The organism is Variovorax sp. 20P10.2.4 (assembly GCF_058244205.1).
In genome coordinates, this window is the sequence record NZ_JBZAYE010000112.1 from 1 (window position 1) to 16,525 (window position 16,525).

Below are 16,525 nucleotides of genomic sequence, written 5' to 3' on the forward strand. Positions count from 1 at the left end.
TGTGGTGCGTGAGCAGCAGCAGCACGTGCTCGTCGTCGGCCAGTCTGAACAGCGAGACGCGCAGCGGCGCGGTGCTGCCGAGGTCGAAGGCATGGCCCGCGGCCGCATGCAGCTGCGCGGCGATCTCGTCCTCGCTGCTGTCGGCCTCGAGCACGGCGGGGCGCGCCTGCGCGCCGTCGAGCACCTGCTGCCACGGCAGCCCGTCCTCGTTCGGATAGATGGTGCGCAGGCTCTCGTGGCGCTGCACCAGGTCGTCGAGCGCCGCATGCAGGGCCGCGCGGTCGAGCGTGCCCGACAGGCGCAGCGCCAGCGGCATGTTGTAGGCCGGGTTCGCGCCTTCGAGCTGGTTCATCAGCCACAGGCGGCGCTGCGCGAAGGACAGCGGGATGCGCGCCGGGCGCGGCATCGGCACCAGGCTGGGCCGCGCCACCGATTCCTGGTCGAGCAGCTCGGCGAGGCCGGCGATGGTCGAGACCTGGAACAGCGTGTCCAGCGGCAGGTCGATCATGAACTGCTGGCGGATCATCGAGACCAGCTGCACGATCATCAGCGAGTGGCCGCCGAGCTCGAAGAAGTTGTCGTGGATGCCCACGCGCTGCAGGTGCAAGGTCTCGGCCCAGAGGCCGGCCAGGATCTTCTCGGTGGGCGTGCGCGGCGCGGCATAGGGCGTGGCGGCCTGCACCTCGGGCGGCGGCAGCGCCTTGCGGTCGAGCTTGCCGCTCGGGCCCAGCGGCAGCGCGGGCAGGCTCACGAAGGCCGAGGGCACCATGTAGTCGGGCAGCGCCTGCGCGAGGTGGGTGCGCAGTTCGGCCGTTTGCGGATCGGCGGCTTCGGCCGGCACGAGATAGGCCACCAGGCGCTTCTCGCCGGGAGCGTCCTCGCGCGCCACCACCGCGGCCTGTGCGATCTGCGGATGCTCGAGCAGCACCGCCTCGATCTCGCCCGGTTCGATGCGCAGGCCACGGATCTTCACCTGCTGGTCGGCGCGGCCCAGGTAGTTCAGGCTGCCGTCGGTGCGCCAGCTCGCGAGGTCGCCGGTGCGGTACATGCGGCTGCCGGGCGCGCCATGCGGATTGGCGACGAAGCGCTCGGCACTGAGCAGCGGCCGGCCCAGGTAGCCGCGCGCCAGGCCCGTGCCCGCGATGTAGAGCTCGCCCGCCACGCCGGCCGGCACCGGCTGCAGGCCGCTGTCGAGCACGTACATCTGCGTGTTCCAGATCGGCCGGCCGATCGGCACGCTCTTCGGCGCGGCCTCGCCGCGTTCGCATTCCCACGCGGTGACGTCGACCGCGGCCTCGGTCGGGCCGTAGAGGTTGTGCAGCTCGGCGCCCAGGCGCTCGTGGCATTGCGCCTGCAGCGCGGGCGACAGCGCCTCGCCGCTGCAGATCACGCGGCGCAGGCTGGTGCAGCCGGCGGCCGCGGGCTCGCGCAGGAAGACCTCGAGCATCGAGGGCACGAAATGCAGCGTCGTGATGCCCTCGTCGGCGATCAGGCCCGCGAGGTAGGCCGCGTCCTTGTGGCCGCCGGGCTTGGCGAGCACCAGCGTGGCGCCGTCGATCAGCGGCCAGAAGAACTCCCACACCGACACGTCGAAGCTCGAGGGCGTCTTCTGCAGCACGCGATCGTCGGCCGCGAGGCCGTAGCGCGCCTGCATCCACTGCAGGCGGTTGACGATGGCGCGGTGCGACACCACCGCGCCCTTGGGCCGGCCGGTCGAGCCCGAGGTGTAGATCACGTAGGCCGGGTGCGCGGCATCGATCGCGACGGCGAGGTTGGCCTCGTCGCAATTCGCCAGATCGGCAATCGTTTGCGCCCCATCGATCAACAGGCGCGGGGCGTCGGCGGGCAGCACCTGCGCGAGCGCCTCGGTGGTGACCAGGCACACGGGCGCTGCGTCGCCGAGCATGAAGGCGATGCGGTCGGCCGGAAAATCGGGATCGACCGGCAGGTAGGCCGCGCCGGTCTTCAAGGTGGCGAGCAGCGCCACCATCAGTTCCATCGAACGCGGGATCGCGAGAGCCACCGTGCGCTCGGGGCCCGCGCCGCGTGCACGCAGCAATTGCGCGAGGCGGTTGGCGCGGCGGTTCAGTTCGGCGTTGGACATCGCCTCGCCCTCGAAGCGCAGCGCGACGGCCTCGGGCCGCTCGGCGAGCTGGGCCTCGATCAGCGCGACCAGGTGCGTGTCGGGCACGGCGTGTTCGGTGTCGTTCCAGCCGAACAGCAACTGCCGGCGCTCCTCGGCACCGAGCAGGTCGACATGGCCGACGGCCTGCTGCGGCTGCCGGATCACGGCATCGATGAAGGCGATCAGCCGGCGCTGGTGATCGGCCAGCCCCTGCGCGGTGTGCACCGCGGGATTGGCATCGAAGTCGATCTGCAGGTCCTGCCCGTTGCCGCGCTCGTAGAGGAAGATGCCCAGGTCCTCGGCCGTGCCGTTCGAGAGGTTGCGCGGCCGCGCCGCGTGGCCGGCGAAACGGAAGTCGTAGTCGAAGGGCTCGACGTTGACCACGGTGGTGAACAGCTGCCGGTTGTTGACCAGCATGTTGAGGTCGCTGCGCAGGTGCTCGTAGCGGTACGACTGGTGGCGCAGCACCTGCCGCATCTGGCGGCCCACCTCGCGGATCAGTTCGGGGATCGGCAGGTCGGCGCGCATCGCGAGCCGCAGCGGCACCGCATTGGCCACCATCGCGGGCACGCGCCGCATGCGCTCGTTGTGGCGCGCGGTGACCGGGATGCCGATCGCCATGTCCTCGATGCCGGTGGCGCGGTAGAGATAGGCCGCGGTGGTGGCGATCAGGATCTGCGGCAGCGTGGTGCCGAGCTCCTGCGCGATCTGCTGCAGTGCCTGCACGCTGGCCGCGGGCAGATGCACCGTCTGGCGCAGCAGGCCGCCGATGTTGACCGAGCGCTGCGCTGCGAGGCTCAGTGGATCGGGCGCGTCGGCGAAGCGCTCGGTCCAGTACTGGCGGTCGCGCGGAAAGCGGCCCGACTCGCGGTAGGCGCGGTCTTCCTCGGCCAGCTGCGACAGCGGCGCCAGGCGCGAGGCTTCGGGCCCCTCGGCGGCGCCTTCGGCCATCGCGCTGTAGATGTCGGCGAAGCGCCGCGCGATCAGCCCGCCGCCGAAGCCGTCGAGCACGATGTGGTGGCTGCGGTGGTACCAGATGTGGCGATCCGGCGCGAGGCGGATCAGCGCCGACAGCCACAGCTGGCCGTGCGCGAGGTCGATGTTGCGTTCGAAGTCCGCGCGCATCCAGCGCTCGGCCCGCGCCGCGGGATCGGCCTCGGCGCTGAGGTCGAGGTAGGGGATCTCGCCCTCGAAGGTGTGGGCCACCACCTGGCGCGGCCCCTGGCCCGCGTCGACGAAGTTGAGCCGCGTGGCCTCGACCTCCTCGGTGATGCGGCGCATGGCCGCGAGGAAGACGGTGGGATCGATCGGGCCGTCGATGTCGATGGCTTCCGCGAGGTTGAAATTGGTGTCGGGCGACGCGAATTTCGCGCCCAGCCACATCGCCATCTGACCCGAGGTGAGAGGCGCCGAACTGCTCAGGGGACCACTGCCTTGCATGCGCTGCTCCAAGTTGGACATGGGGTTGCCAACGGGGCATTGCAGGCGCGAAGCGAATTGCCAGAAGCTGCCTTCTCGCACATCCGCAGCGGGTCGAATTGACATTCCGTTGACATTTCAAAACCAAATGTACAAGCGGTTGCAGTCACTTCGATGGCAGTTTCGAGTGCGGCAATATTTCACGCTCTCAATTGAGCAAGAAAGGTTTCCTTGGGTTTTTCGCACTGCACCCAGAAAGCCTCATTTTCGAGGCGGTTCGGCTTACTTTCAGAGGGAAAAGCAGGAGGAAAAAGTTTGTTGCGTCGCAGCAACTTCAATACGCCCAGCAGGGGTATGGCAAATATGTTGGAGATGCCGCTCAGCGTATTGGCTGAATAAAAACTGCCTAATTCCCACGGAATTCCGTGGGTAATAGAAAAGTGTGGCGAGGACTTTCGGCGTAATTAAATGGCGCCTAATTCGCGTCGCTCCAACGCGTCGGATCGGGGCTCGCGGCGGGGTCGATCAGGCGCCGCCGCGTGCCGACCGCGACAGCGCCGCCAGCGTCTTCTTCGCGCTGTGCAGCAGCCCGGCGCGCTCGGGCTTCAGGCGCGCCTTGGTGTCGCCCGGCGCGATGATCTCGAAGGCCGTGTCGGCCGCGAGCTTGGTGGCCAGCGCATCGCGTGGCGTCAGGCGGTCGAAGCGCGCGCTCGAGATCACGTGCACCTGCAGATGGCGATGGATGGCCTTCGACAGCTTCTGGCAGGCGGCGGTCATCGCCGCCTCGTCGGGCGTCACGGCGCCATGCACGACGAGCACCTCCACGATGCCGTTCCTGTCCTCGCCGAGCACGAAGGCGCGCACCACCGAGTCCTTGAACTTCGCGCGCAGCATCGCGCGCACCGGCTCGGCCGCCGCGAAGGACTTCAGCGCGATGCGGCGCAGCTCGCGATAGAAGACGAAGCCGCGGTCGAGCATGACGGTTTCGGGCAGTTCCTCCTTCGCGGCCTGCCGCGACAGCATGCCGCTGCCGACGAGGTGCGCGAGCGTGCCTTCGACCTCGGCCGCGTCGAGCTTGGTCTTCTGGGCCAGTTCGTTCGTGGTGAAGGGTTCCTCGGGGTTCCCGTAGAGCACCTGCAGGAGCTTCTGGACGGAGGGGGACAGGAGGAAGTCGGCGGCGCTCATGGGGGCTGTGGGATCCGGTGCGGGGGAAAGGCAGCGATTATGGGAGCGTGGGTTGCGCCGGGCCACGCTGTCGGCGTTTCAAACGAGCCAGCTGCGAACCGTCGACACCGCGTCGGCAAAGTCACGAGGCTTCTCCTGCGGAAGGTTATGCCCCGCCTCAACGGTGCGGTGCTCATGCGCCGCGACGAACAGGGGTGCATCGCTCTTCGTGCCACCGGGCTTGAGGGGATCCTGCGTCCCATCGAGGGTCACGGCCGGAATCGCGATCGCCGGCCGCCGGGCCAGGCGATCTTCGAGCGGCTGCAGCGCGGGGTCCCCGGCTTCCAGGCCGAAGACATGGCGGTAGCAATGGATCACGATATCGACGAAGTCCGGGTTGTCGAAGGACGCGGCGCTGCGTTCGAAGGTCGCCGTGTCGAACCGCCAGCCTGGTGACCACGCTTCCCACAGCAGCCTGCACAGATCGCGGCGATGCTCGGCCAGACACTGTCGGCCGCGTTCGGTCTGGAAGAGGTGTTGATACCAGCAGACGCGTTCGAGCGCCGGCGAGGCGGGACGTCGCTGCGCGCCGATGTCGATGATGTCGTAGCTGGCGTAGGAAACGAGACCGCCGAAGCGGTGCGGCCACAGGGCGGCTGCCACGCAGGAGGCGTTGCCGCCCCAGTCGAAGCCGGCCAGGATGGGGCGTTGCAGCGCGAGCGCATCGGCGAGCTGAAGGATGTCGAGGCCGCGCGCGGCTTGCTGCCCGCTTCGCAGGGTGGCGTCGGAGACGAAGCGAGTGGGGCCGAAGCCGCGCGCGCAGGGTGCGATCACCCGGGCTCCCGCATCGGCGAGGATCGGGGCGACGTCGTCGAAGGCGTGAAGGTCGTAGGGAAATCCGTGCGACAGGATCACGGGCCAGCCGCTGTCGGCGCCCCATTCCGCGTACGCGATGCGCAGCGTCCGAGTCTCGACGCTTCTCGGCGCCCGCTCATTCACGAGCGGCTTTCGACACCGTGGCGATGAAGGCCCGCAGGTCGGCCAGCATCAGCTCGGGTTGCTCCCAGGCGGCGAAGTGTCCGCCGGCCGCCATGTCGGTCCAATGCACGATGTCGTAGGTCTTCGCGGCGAACGAGCGCACCGGTGGCAGGAACACGGGGTCGGGAAACGCGGCGAAACCCGCGGGCACACGGATGCGCGTGCCCGCGGGAAAGCGCGAGGATCCTTCGAGGCGCTTGCCGTGGTAGATCCAGGTCGCGGTGACGACCGCCGCCGGTGCGACGTACAGCATGATGGAGGTCAGCAGCTCCTCTTCCGAGAACCTGGACCAGAGGTCCGGGCTGCCATCGGCCCGGGCCGGCAGGTCGGCCCACTTGCCGAATTTTTCGAGGATCCATGCAGCCGCGCCGACCGGGCTGTCGGCCATCGCGACGCCCAGTGTCTGCGGGCGCGTCTCCTGCACGTGGTTGTAGCCGGTCTCCTCATCGAGGATCGCGGCGCTGCGCGCAGCCCGTTCCCTTTCTTCGGCGGTCGTGGGCGTGGCGTCCTGGGCAAAGATGCTCATCATGTTGATGTGGAAGCCGAGCAGCGCTTCCGGGTGGGTGAATGCCATCCAGCTCGCGATGTGCGCACCCCAGTCGCCGCCCTGGACGATGTAGCGCGTCGGGCCGAAGAGCCGGCCCATCAATCCATGCAGGAGCTCGCCGGCCCGACGAGGGCCGATCACGCCGGTGATCGGGTTGGAGAAGGCAAAGCCCGGCAGGGAAGGGACGATGACGTCGTGCCCATCGGACGCCAGAGGCTGCAGCAACTGCTCGAACTCGAGGTAGGAACCGGGCCAGCCATGCAGCAGGAGCAGGGGTGGCCTGGAGCCGTCTCCCTTCAGGTGGAGGAAGTGAATGCGCTCGCCCTCGATGTCGGTCGTGAAGTTGGGCAGCCGGTTCAGGCGTTCTTCGACCGCGCGCCAGTCGTAGCGGTTCAGCCAGTGGTCGACGAGGCGTTGGAGATCCTTGATTCCCACGCCCGCGCTCCAACCTCCCGCGTCCGGCAGCTGGGTCCAATCGAAGGCCTCCACTTTCTTGCGGATGGCATCGAGCCGCGTATCGGGAATATGGAGGGTGTAGGGCGAAACCATGGTTCGAAGCGGCTCTTCAGTGGATCGAATCGAGAGGTCTACGCTCTCGTGGGGTGCGGGCCTTGTCCGTCCGGGGACTACATTCCCGTGCGACATCGGCGCGTCTTCGACATCAAGGCGGCAGGACCCGCGCGAGAAAGCCGCCGATGTCGCGCGTGCACTGCGCGGCGCCTTCCACGCTGCGGCTGAAGCCGAAGAACAGGTGCGTCATGCCGCGGTAGATCTCGAGCCGGTCCAATCGCCCGGCGGACTCGAGCGAACGCGCCATGGCCGAGGACGCGTCGAGGAACACATCGAACTGCGCCGCGGCCAGGAAGGTGGTCGGCAGCAGGCCGGGGTCCGCGAGCAGCAGGTTGGCGCGTGGATCGTTCCGGCTGGCCTCGTCGGGAAGGTAGTCGCCGAAGATGGACGGCACGGATGCGAGGTCCGGGAACAGGCCGGCGTTGCCGTGGCGGCGCATCGAGTCGGTCGAGGTGTCCCCGTTGAACGCACCGACGATGCCGACGGCCGCCTGCAGCCAGGGCTGGCGCCCGAGCGCGACGGCCGCCCCGAACGACACGTTGGCGCCCGCCGAGCATCCGCCGCATGCGAGCCTGTCGCCATCGATGCCCCATTCGTCGCCGCGTGCGTGCAATGCGCGAAGCAGCGAGGCGGTCTGTTCGACTGCCACGGGGAAGCGGTGCTCGGGTGCATGCGCATAGTCCGCGCTCACGACGATGCCGCCCCAGGCCTTGGCGATCTCGCGCATCTGCCGGTCGTTGGTCCATTCGGAGCCGGTCTTGAAGCCGCCGCCGTGCAGGAAGACGAAGGCCGGCAGAAGCGCCGGTCCGTCCTCCGGCCGGTAGACCACGATCGAAACGGTGCCGCCCTCGACGGGAACGCGCACGCGCTCGATCGCGCGCATCGACGGACCGCCCTCGTTCCAGTGCTGGCGGGTCAGTTCCATGCCGCGCCGAAGGCCCGCGATGCCATCGCTCGGGTTGCCGTGCGCCGCGGCCAGCGCGGCCGATTGGCGCAGCGCCTCGCGAAGCGCCGGATCCACGCCCGAAAGGGTTTCGTTCATGGATGCTTCTCCCCTTGCCGCCCGAGCGCATACCGGTACGGTCCCAGCAGCATCACGGCCACGCTCGCCACCACGAGGCCGATCGCGAGCCCGGCGAGCGTGGGCCCGTAGCTGCCCAGGCGGCTGTACGACAGCCCCATCAGGAACGGACCGAGGCCGGAACCGAACATGAAGACCGCGAACAGATAGCCGTAGATCTCGCCGAAGGCGCGCATCCCGAGGTAGCGCGAGATGAAGAACGCGATCAGGTCCACCTCGGCGCCCAGGCCCAGGCCGATGCACACGGTGGCGATCAGGTAGATCGCGGGATGCGCGGGCGCATGGAGCAGCACGATGCCGATCAGCGGCATGAGGATGAAGACCAGCGCCACGTACGGACCGAAGATGCGGTCGAGCAGGAAGCCCGCGAGCAGCCGCCCGATGATGAGCGCGATGCCCGCCGCGCTGATCGCCGTGGTCGCCAGCTGCGCCGAGACGCCGCGGTCGGTGAGGATCGCCGTGATGTGCGCGATGGTCCCGCCGCAGGCCATGACGACCGCGAAGAAGACCAGGGCCAGGCACCAGAACTGCTTCGTGCGGAATGCCTCCCGCGCGCTCAGGCCCGGCGCGGCCTGCCGCGCGAGCGAGGCCGCGGGCACGGGCTCCTTCAGCAGCAGGCAGGCCGGCGGGAAGGCGACGAGCAGCACCGTGGCGCCCAGCCCGACGAACGCGGTGCGCCAGCCGTGCGCGGCGATCAGCGCCTGAGCCAGATGCGGCAGCAGGGCCGCGCCGAGGCCCACGCCTGCCATCGACAGGCCGAGCGCGAGGCCGCGATGGCGTTCGAACGCACCGGTCACCGCCTTGGCATAGGGCAGCGGCGACTGCGCTGCCGCGAAGACGCCGGCCACGCCGTACATGAGGATGAACTGCAGCGGCGTCTGCGGCACGACGCCGAGGGCTGCGATGGACAGTGCGAACAGCACGATCCCCGGCAGCACGACCGCGCGCACGCCGTACCGGTCGACCAGCCGCCCCGCGAACGGCGTGGAGAGGCTCGTCACCACGAAGCCCACCAGGATCGCCGAGGAGATGGTCGCGCGGTCGGTGGCGAAAGCCTCTGCCAGCGGCTTGACGAACACGCTGAAGCTGAACTGGAGCAGCGGCCCGTTGCCCACCAGCGTGCCGAGCACCGCCGCAACCACCACCCACCAGGGGCTGCGCGCGCGCGACGAGAAACCGGCGCGCGGCTTCGCGACCGCATGGCCCTGTGCCGCATCGGTCATTGCCGTGCCTCCGGGGTACCCGCGTCGGGCGCGATCAGGCCCTCGAGCGCCGCCTTGATCAGCAGCGCCGTGACGTGCGAGTAGAAGCGGCACATGGTCAGGGTGCCGCCGGCGACGTAGAAGCCTTCCTGGCGCGTGCGCACCCACATGTTGCGCATCTCGCCATCGTCGCCGATGCCCCAGATCGGGCCGACCCGCTCGGCGACCTCGCTGCCGAACATCGTGCGCACGGCCTCCTGCAGCGGCTGGTAGCCGGTGGCCATCACCAGCATGTCGGCGGGCATCGCATCGCCGTCGGTGAAGAGCACCTCCTTGTCCTTCACGCGCTCGATGCCCACGCCGGTCTTGAGCTTGATCTTGCGCTCGACGATCAGGTCGGATGCGCCGACGTTGAGGTAGTAGCCGCTGAGGGAACGCAGCAGCTTCATGAAGAAGCCCGTGTCGTCCTCGCCGTTGTCGAGCATGAAGCCCACGCTGCGCAGGCCTTCCAGCAGTTCCTTGTCGTCCTGCGCCATCTGGCGGCTCAACGGACCGTGCAGTTGCCGGACCAGGTCGAACGGGATCGCGGCGCTCATCAGGTCCGTTTCCTCGATGGGCCGCACGCCTTCGTTGGCGCGGTAGATCGCATAGGCGCGCACCGATGCGGGCTCCAGGCCGACCACCGTGGTGGAGGAGCGCTGCAGCATCGTGACTTCGGCGCCGCGCAGATGCAGGTCCTGCGCGATGTCGTGCGCACTGGTGCCGGCACCGACGACCAACACGGACTTGCCCGTGACCTCGAGGTCGTCGGTGCTGCGGCTCGAATGCACCACCTGGCCGCCGAAGTCTTCCAGCCCGCGGATGCGCGGCACCTTGGGAACGCCGCTCGCGCCGACCGCCATCACGACCTGGCTCGGCCGCAGCGTCCGGATGGACCCGTCCGCGCGCTGCACGCGGACCGTCCAGTGCCTGGCCGTGGCGTCGTAGGCGCCATCGAGGAAGCTCGTGCGGGTCCACACGTTGAGCTCCATGCTCATCGCATAGAACTCCATGAAGTTGGCGAGCATGTCCTTCGGGATGTAGACCGGCCAGGTCTTGGGAAAGGGAAGGTAGGGCAGGTGGTTGGTGCAGATCTCGTTGTGCAGCGTCAGCGAGTGGTAGCGCTTGCGCCAGTTGTCGCCCACGCGTTCGTGGCGGTCCACGATCAGCGTGGCGACATCGAGCTGCGCGAGGCGTGCGCCCAGCGCGAGGCCGGCTTGCCCGGCGCCGATGATCAGGACTTCGGGATCTTTCTCGGCGAACTCGGCGGCGGCCTGGCGGCGGTCGAGCCAGTTGTCCACGCTGCGGCGGCCCGTGCTCTCGCGGCGACGGGTCAGGAACGGGTCTTCGGGGAATGCCTTCAACTCGTGGATCGTCGTGAGGAGGTTCAGCGCCTTCCAGCCGCCAGGCTGGCCCGGGTCGGGCGTCAGGCGCAGGAAGCCACGTCCGTGCGCGACACGGGTGTCGAAGCGGAAGAAGGCCTCAAGGGTCTCGACGCCGCCGAGCTGGCCTCGCATCGGCGCCTGCGCTTCGAGGCGGAAGTTGGTCGCGCCGCAGGCCTCGAGCGTGGACTGCAGTGCTTCCGCAATCTCGAGTGCTCCCTGTCGCGTGGCGATCTTCCACGTGAAGCTCAGGATGTCGCGCCAATAGCCGTCGTCACCGAACAGGCTGGCCGCACGATGGCAGTCGCGCTGTCGAAGCGCGTCGTCGAAGCCCTCGATCCATTGCTGCGCGATCTGCCTGCGTTCGCGGGCGCCGCTGTCTGGCGCGTCGTAGCTCGGTGTCCTGATCCCGGTCGATGTCTCATGCATGGGGAGCTGCTTCCTTGTCCGAGGGGCCGTGGTGATCGCGGCCGGTTTTTAATCAATGATTAAAGTATAGGTTCGGCCATGAAACGGAGACAAGCGGCGCACCGGCCCGGATTTCCCCTATAGAAGCCGATGTCGTTTCATGCTTTAATCATTGATTAAGAAGGATGCACGCCCGGATTTCATGGCCACGAACACCAAGTCCCGCGCCGACGGCGCCGAGGAAAAGAACGCGGATGTGCAGCGCAGGCTGCTCGCGGCCGCGACGCATCTGTTCATCAAGAACGGCTACCGCGGCGTATCGATCCGCGAGATCGCAGATCGCGCCAAGACCAACTCCGCGCTGATCTCCTACTACTTCGGCGGCAAGGAAGGCCTGTTCGTGCAGGTGTTCAAGGAGGTCGCGGCGCCCTTGAACGACAAGCGCGCCGCCAACTTCGATCAGCTCGAGCAAGCGGGCACGCTCACGGTCGAATCGATCGTGCGGGCCTGGGTGGCGCCGATGTTCGAGGGGCGTTCGCTGGCCAAGGAAAGCCCGGTCACTACGCTGTCATTCAGCCTGAATGCCGAGCAGGGCAAGCTGTCGGAGCAGCTGATCGTCGAGATCTACGACGCCATCAATTTCCGTTTTCTCTCGATGCTCGAGGCCTGCCTGCCGGGGATTCCGCGCGAAACGCTGGTCTGGCGGCTGTTCTTCCTCGTGGGTGCGATCCTGACCGCCACGCGGCCGCACGGACGCAGCTTCAAGCGGCTCTCCCAAGGCAACGCCACGGCGCAGGACTCCAACGAGCTGATCGAGCAGCTGGTGCAGTTCGCCGCCGCGGGCTTTCGCGCACCGCCGCTTCGTTGACGCAGCAGGTTCATTCACACACCTTCTCAGTGCAGGTAGCCCGACACGCCGTCCCATAGCAGCTTGATGGCCGTGATCACGAGCAGGCCATAGCAGACCCGGTACATCTGCCGCTGGTCGAGCCGGGCATGCAGGCGCCAGCCCAGCCAGACGCCCGAGGGAATGGCGAGAAGGCAGATGGCCATCAGCGTCCACACGCTGCCCGCGGGCCGGGCCAGGGCCAGCCACGGTACGGCCTTGAGGATGTTGCCGACCGTGAAGAACATGCTCGTCGTTCCGGCGTAGACCTGCTTGCTCAGGCCGAGCGGCAGCAGGTACATGGCCAGCGGCGGTCCGCCCGAGTGCGCCACCATCGTGGTGATGCCCGAGGTCAAGCCGGCGGCGATCGCCTTGGGTAAGGAGCGCGGCCGCACCACCACCTCGCCGCCGCGCACGAACCAAAGCCCGACGAAGACCAGCGTGATCGCCGCCATCACGATGGCGATCGCACGGTGGTCGAGCACGCGGAACAGCACATAGCCCGCGCCGATGCCGACCACGAGCCCGGGCACCAGCAGCAGCAGGTCGGGCCTGGACCACGTGGAAGGCTTCCAGTAGCGCAGGCTGAACAGGTCCATCGCGATGAACAGCGGCGCGAGCAGGCCGCCGGCCGTCACCGGATCCATCACCAGCGACAGCAGCGGAATGCCGATGATCGCGAAGCCGCCGCCGAAGGCACCCTTCATGAAGCAGATCAGGAACACACCGGCGAAGGTGACGAGGATGGTGGTGAGCGTCAGTTCCATGCGGCGGAAAAACGGGTGGATCGATGGAAGGCTCGGATCGTAGTTCCCCAATGCATGACAATCAAATTATTGTCATGAATACAATGGCGCATGCCCCAGGCTCGCTACAAGCAATTGGTCGACCGGCTCTCGGAGGACATCCGCGAGGGCCGCCTGAAACCCGGAACGGCGCTGCCCACGCATCGCCGGCTGGCCACGCGCGAGGGCATCTCGCTGGCCACGGCCACGCGCACCTACGCGGAGCTGCAGGCCATGGGGCTGGTCTCCGGCGAGGTCGGCCGCGGCACCTTCGTGCGCGAGCCCATCCCCTTCGGCGACGGCGTGGAGATGCACGTGGCCAGCGGCGATCTGCTGGACCTGAGCTTCAACTATCCGGCGCTGCCGATGCAGACGGACCTGCTGCGCACTGCGCTCCGGCAACTGGCCTCGGCGGGCGAGCTCGAGTCCGTGCTGCGCTACCAGCCGCATGGCGGTCGTCCGCACGAGAAAGCCATCGTGGCGGCGCACCTGAAGAGCCGGGGCCTGTCGGTCGCCGCCGACGAGGTGCTGATCACCTGCGGCGCCATCCATGCGCTCGCTTGTGCCGCCATGTCCCTGCTGCGGCCCGGCGACGCGGTGGCGGTGGACGCCCTGAGCTACCCGGGCATCCAGGTGGTGGCCGAGCTCTGCGGGCTGGAGCTGGTGGCGCTGCCCGCGTCCGGCCCGGGGCTCGATCCGGACGCGCTCGACGCGCTGTGCCGTCGGCGAAAGATCCGCGCCGTCTATTGCATGCCCACGCTGCACAATCCGCTCGGCTGGGTGATGCCGCTGGCGCAGCGCGATGCCCTGATCGCGGTGGCGCGCCGCCGCGGCCTGCTGCTGTTGGAGGATGGCACCTACGCCTTCCTCGAGAAGAAGGCGCCCGCGCCGCTGGCGGCGCTCGCGCCCGACATCACCGTGTATGTCTCCAGCCTCTCGAAGAGCGTGGCGGCCGGCCTGCGCTTCGGCTTTGCATGCGCGCCCGCCGCCTTGGTTCCCCGCATCCACCGCGCCATCCGCGCCACGGTCTGGAACACGCCGACCCTGGTGACTTCGCTGTGCTGCGGCTGGCTGCAGGACGGCACGGTCGCGCGGCTCGAGCAGGAGAAGCGACGCGATGCCGTCGCGCGCCAGCGCATCGTGTCCACGGTGCTGCCGCGGTTCGAGATGGTTCGCCATCCGGCGTCGTACTTCGTCTGGCTGCCCTTGCCTGCCGGAGTGCGGTCGGATGCGGTCGCCATGCGGCTGAAAGAGGACAACGTGCTGGTCTCCACCGCCGCGCCGTATGCCGTGGGCTCTCAGCCGCCGCACGCCATCCGGCTGGCGCTGGGGTCGGTGTCGCATGCCGACCTGAAGCGGGCTTTGGAAAAAGTCGGGGGCGTCGTGGCGAGTCTCGACTGCTGAGCCGGATATCTGCCTCGAACGGAGCGCCCGCAGCTTCGAGCGTCGCGGACAGCGCTAGGTTCGCTCGTGCGCGGAGCCCGCAGCGACGACGGGTTGCGGCCGCAACCGGACGTGGCTCAGATGACTCTTGCGCATCTTCTCGAGCGCATGCGGTTCTTCGGGCCAACGGCACCAGTTCGGCCGCGGCGCGCCGAGTGCCGCGAGCCGCGCCATGACCACCTGCTCCGTGCGCGCGCATTCGGCTTCCGCCGCGGCCAGTTCCGCCTGGAGGCCGTCGATCTCGCCCTGGTAGCGCGCCAGGGTCTCGCGCGCGCGCCGGAGGCTCGCGAGCACCGGAAATGCGTTCGACGCGCTGCCCGCGAAGTAGGTGCGCGCGAACTGTCCCGGATCGGCTTCGTAGTCGAGGATCTGCTGCTGGCAGTGAAAGATCAGCGCCTCGCCACGCGCGCAGGCGCAGCGGCGCTCGCGCAGCTTCTCGTAGCTGCCGCGCAACTGCAGTGCCAGTTGCCGCGGGACGGCCGGGCGCCTGGCCTTCGCGAGCGCGGGCGATGGCGGCGCGCTGAAGGTGGGCATGGGAAAGCTCATCGACATGCGGCTGCTTTCGAATGAACCCGTGACACGGCTCAGCCGGCGCCGGGCACGTTGCGCACGCCGGCCTCCAGGTAGTCCATGAACTCGCGCCGTTCGCGCGCCTCGTTGCCGCGCTCCGACATCGGCATCACGCCGAAGGGCGAGCGCTTGAGGTAGCTGCGGTAGGAGATGCCGTAGTACACGACGTTCATGCTGAGGATGAGCCGGTACTGGATCGTCTCGCGCGGCGTGCCGGGCAGCTGCGCCTCGAGCAGCTCGACCGCGAGGCCCAGCAGCCTGCGGTGCAGCTTCGCGGACAGCCGCTGGCCGGCCTCGCCGAAGTCCCAGCCGAGCCGGCCGATGAAGCTCACCGCATCGCGGCCGAAGCCCGGCGTCTGCAGCATCTCGATCATCGGACCGAAGGCGGCCTCCATGATGTCTCGCACGCCATGCGGCTGCGCGCGCAGCGCCTCCAGGCCCGCGCACGAACGCGGCTCCAGCCATTGCTGCAGCATCGCGGTGATCTCGCCCACCAGTCCCTCGCGGCTGCCGAAGTGGTAGTGCAGCGCAGAGGCGTTGTTCGCGCCCGCCGCCACCACGATGCGCCGCAGCGAGACCGCGTTCATGCCTTCGCGCGCCATCAGCTTCATGGCCTCGGCGAGCAGCCGCGCATGCGTGCTGTCGCCGGGGGCGTCGACGTGCGGCGCGGGGGCGGCGGGCTTGGAAGTTCGACGGGCGAGGGCGGGCACGGGCGGAATAATGCAAGTTGATTAATTCATCTGCATTGGTGCATACCCTCGACCGGCGCATCACTGCGGGCGTGCGGCCTCCTCGCGCAGCCAGTCGCGAAACGCCGCCACCTGCGGCATCGCCTCGGCCTCGGGCCGATGGACGACGTAGTACGCCAGCGCGGGCACGCTGCCCTTGTCGCCGAAGGGGCGCACCAGGCGCCCGGCGGCGATGTCGTCGCGCACCATCACGCTGCGGCCCAGCGCCACGCCCAGGCCGTCGATGGCGGCCTGCAGCACCGCGGCCGAGTTGTTGATGCGCAGGCCGCGCGTGGCCGGCAGGGCGCCGAGCGACATGCCGTCGAACCAACTGCGCCAGCTCGGAAAACCCGAGCGCGCCGGCAGCGAGAGGTCGTGGATCAGCGTGCAGCGGGCGAGGTCCGATGGCCGGCGCAGGCCCGTGAGTGTGGGCGCGCAGACCGGGAAGACCTGCTCGTCCATGAGCTTGACCGCGACAAGCCCGGGCCACTGGCCGCCGCCGTAGCGCACGCCCACGTCGATGTGCTCGGCGAGGAAATCGACGGGGCGCGTGTTGGTGTCGAGCAGCAGGTCGGTACCGGGATGGCGGGCCTGGAAGCGCTCGATGCGCGGCAGCAGCCACTTGGCCGCGAAGGCCGGACTGAGCGTCACGGTCAGGGCGGGATTCGGCGTGGCCTCCTTGAGGCGCGCGACACCGAGGCTCAGCCGATCGAAGCCTTCGCGGATGTCGGGCAACGCGCGCCGCGCCGCCTCGGTGGGCATGAGGCGCGCGCTGCCGCTGCCCGCGCGCACGAACAGCGGCACGCCCAGCCAGGCCTCGAGGCTGCGCACCAGCTGGCCGACCGCGGCCGGCGTCACGCTGAGCTCCTCGGCCGCGGCCGAGAAGCCCTGGTGGCGCGCCGAGGCCTCGAAGGCCTTGAGCGCATTGAGATAGGCGGGGGTCTTCATGCCGTCGTCCTTACGGAAAAGATTTTCTTTGTCGCTGCGACAGATCTTCTCATTTGCCCGCGGACCTCGTGCAAGGAAGACTGTGCCCATCCCATTCATCCAGCAAGGACCCGTCCATGAACAGTTTTTCTTCCAAGGTCGCCATCGTCACCGGCGGCGGCTCCGGCATCGGCCAGGAGGTGGCGCGCCA

13 protein-coding genes and 1 pseudogene are annotated in these 16,525 nt (G+C 68.7%); 3 read left to right on the plus strand and 11 right to left on the minus strand.

Features of this window, described 5'->3' with window-relative positions; translation table 11 throughout:
• From AC27VN_RS13530 to AC27VN_RS13560, 7 genes are all read right to left on the minus strand, one after another.
• Positions 1-3,565 (minus strand): amino acid adenylation domain-containing protein (locus AC27VN_RS13530; protein ID WP_490876863.1); only part of this gene is annotated, 3,565 nt, incomplete at its 3' end.
• Positions 3,566-4,069: 504 nt separating this feature from the next.
• Positions 4,070-4,729 (minus strand): hypothetical protein, encoded by a 660-nt coding sequence (locus AC27VN_RS13535; protein WP_490876864.1) that lies wholly within the window; start codon positions 4,727-4,729, stop codon positions 4,070-4,072.
• Positions 4,730-4,807: 78 nt separating this feature from the next.
• Entirely contained in the window at positions 4,808-5,623 is an 816-nt protein-coding gene (locus tag AC27VN_RS13540; protein WP_490876865.1) for an alpha/beta fold hydrolase, read from the minus strand.
• A 76-nt stretch (positions 5,624-5,699) separates the two neighbouring features.
• Positions 5,700-6,842 carry an epoxide hydrolase family protein gene (locus AC27VN_RS13545; protein ID WP_490876866.1) on the minus strand — a complete coding sequence of 381 codons (1,143 nt, stop codon included), beginning with the start codon at positions 6,840-6,842 and terminating at the stop codon, positions 5,700-5,702.
• Between the two features lie 112 nt (positions 6,843-6,954).
• Positions 6,955-7,905 (minus strand): alpha/beta hydrolase fold domain-containing protein, encoded by a 951-nt coding sequence (locus AC27VN_RS13550; protein ID WP_490876867.1) that lies wholly within the window; start codon positions 7,903-7,905, stop codon positions 6,955-6,957.
• On the minus strand, positions 7,902-9,167 hold the full coding sequence (locus AC27VN_RS13555) for an MFS transporter (protein WP_490876868.1): 1,266 nt from the start codon (positions 9,165-9,167) through the stop codon (positions 7,902-7,904). The genes AC27VN_RS13550 and AC27VN_RS13555 overlap by 4 nt, the downstream gene beginning before the upstream one ends.
• The gene (locus tag AC27VN_RS13560) at positions 9,164-10,996 is read right to left on the minus strand and encodes a flavin-containing monooxygenase (protein ID WP_490876869.1); all 1,833 of its coding nucleotides are present in this window, start codon (positions 10,994-10,996) and stop codon (positions 9,164-9,166) included. Before AC27VN_RS13560 ends, AC27VN_RS13555 begins: the two co-directional genes overlap by 4 nt.
• A 181-nt stretch (positions 10,997-11,177) precedes the next feature.
• Between AC27VN_RS13560 and AC27VN_RS13565 the strand changes: the two genes are divergently transcribed.
• Positions 11,178-11,843 (plus strand): TetR/AcrR family transcriptional regulator, encoded by a 666-nt coding sequence (locus AC27VN_RS13565; protein WP_490876870.1) that lies wholly within the window; start codon positions 11,178-11,180, stop codon positions 11,841-11,843.
• Between the two features lie 26 nt (positions 11,844-11,869).
• Here the strand turns inward: AC27VN_RS13565 and AC27VN_RS13570 are convergent, their stop codons facing one another.
• The gene (locus AC27VN_RS13570) at positions 11,870-12,628 is read right to left on the minus strand and encodes a sulfite exporter TauE/SafE family protein (RefSeq protein ID WP_490876871.1); all 759 of its coding nucleotides are present in this window, start codon (positions 12,626-12,628) and stop codon (positions 11,870-11,872) included.
• A 90-nt stretch (positions 12,629-12,718) separates the two neighbouring features.
• On the opposite strand from AC27VN_RS13570, the gene AC27VN_RS13575 reads away from it, so the two are divergent.
• Positions 12,719-14,050, plus strand: a complete 1,332-nt coding sequence (locus tag AC27VN_RS13575) for an aminotransferase-like domain-containing protein (protein ID WP_490876872.1) — start codon at positions 12,719-12,721, stop codon at positions 14,048-14,050.
• A 54-nt stretch (positions 14,051-14,104) separates the two neighbouring features.
• Here the strand turns inward: AC27VN_RS13575 and AC27VN_RS13580 are convergent, their stop codons facing one another.
• From AC27VN_RS13580 to gcvA, 3 genes are read right to left on the minus strand one after another with little or no spacing between them, the layout of a single operon-like run.
• A complete protein-coding gene (locus tag AC27VN_RS13580) occupies positions 14,105-14,635 on the minus strand; it encodes a hypothetical protein (RefSeq protein WP_490876873.1) in 531 nt (176 codons plus the stop codon).
• Between the two features lie 38 nt (positions 14,636-14,673).
• Positions 14,674-15,369, minus strand: coding sequence for a TetR/AcrR family transcriptional regulator (locus AC27VN_RS13585; protein ID WP_490876874.1), 696 nt, complete (start codon positions 15,367-15,369; stop codon positions 14,674-14,676).
• Positions 15,370-15,429: 60 nt separating this feature from the next.
• Positions 15,430-16,335, minus strand: a complete 906-nt coding sequence (gcvA, locus tag AC27VN_RS13590) for a transcriptional regulator GcvA (protein ID WP_490876875.1) — start codon at positions 16,333-16,335, stop codon at positions 15,430-15,432.
• 116 nt (positions 16,336-16,451) lie between these two features.
• Here gcvA and AC27VN_RS13595 point away from each other — a divergent pair.
• Positions 16,452-16,525, plus strand: a pseudogene (locus tag AC27VN_RS13595) (SDR family NAD(P)-dependent oxidoreductase); the annotation flags it as partial.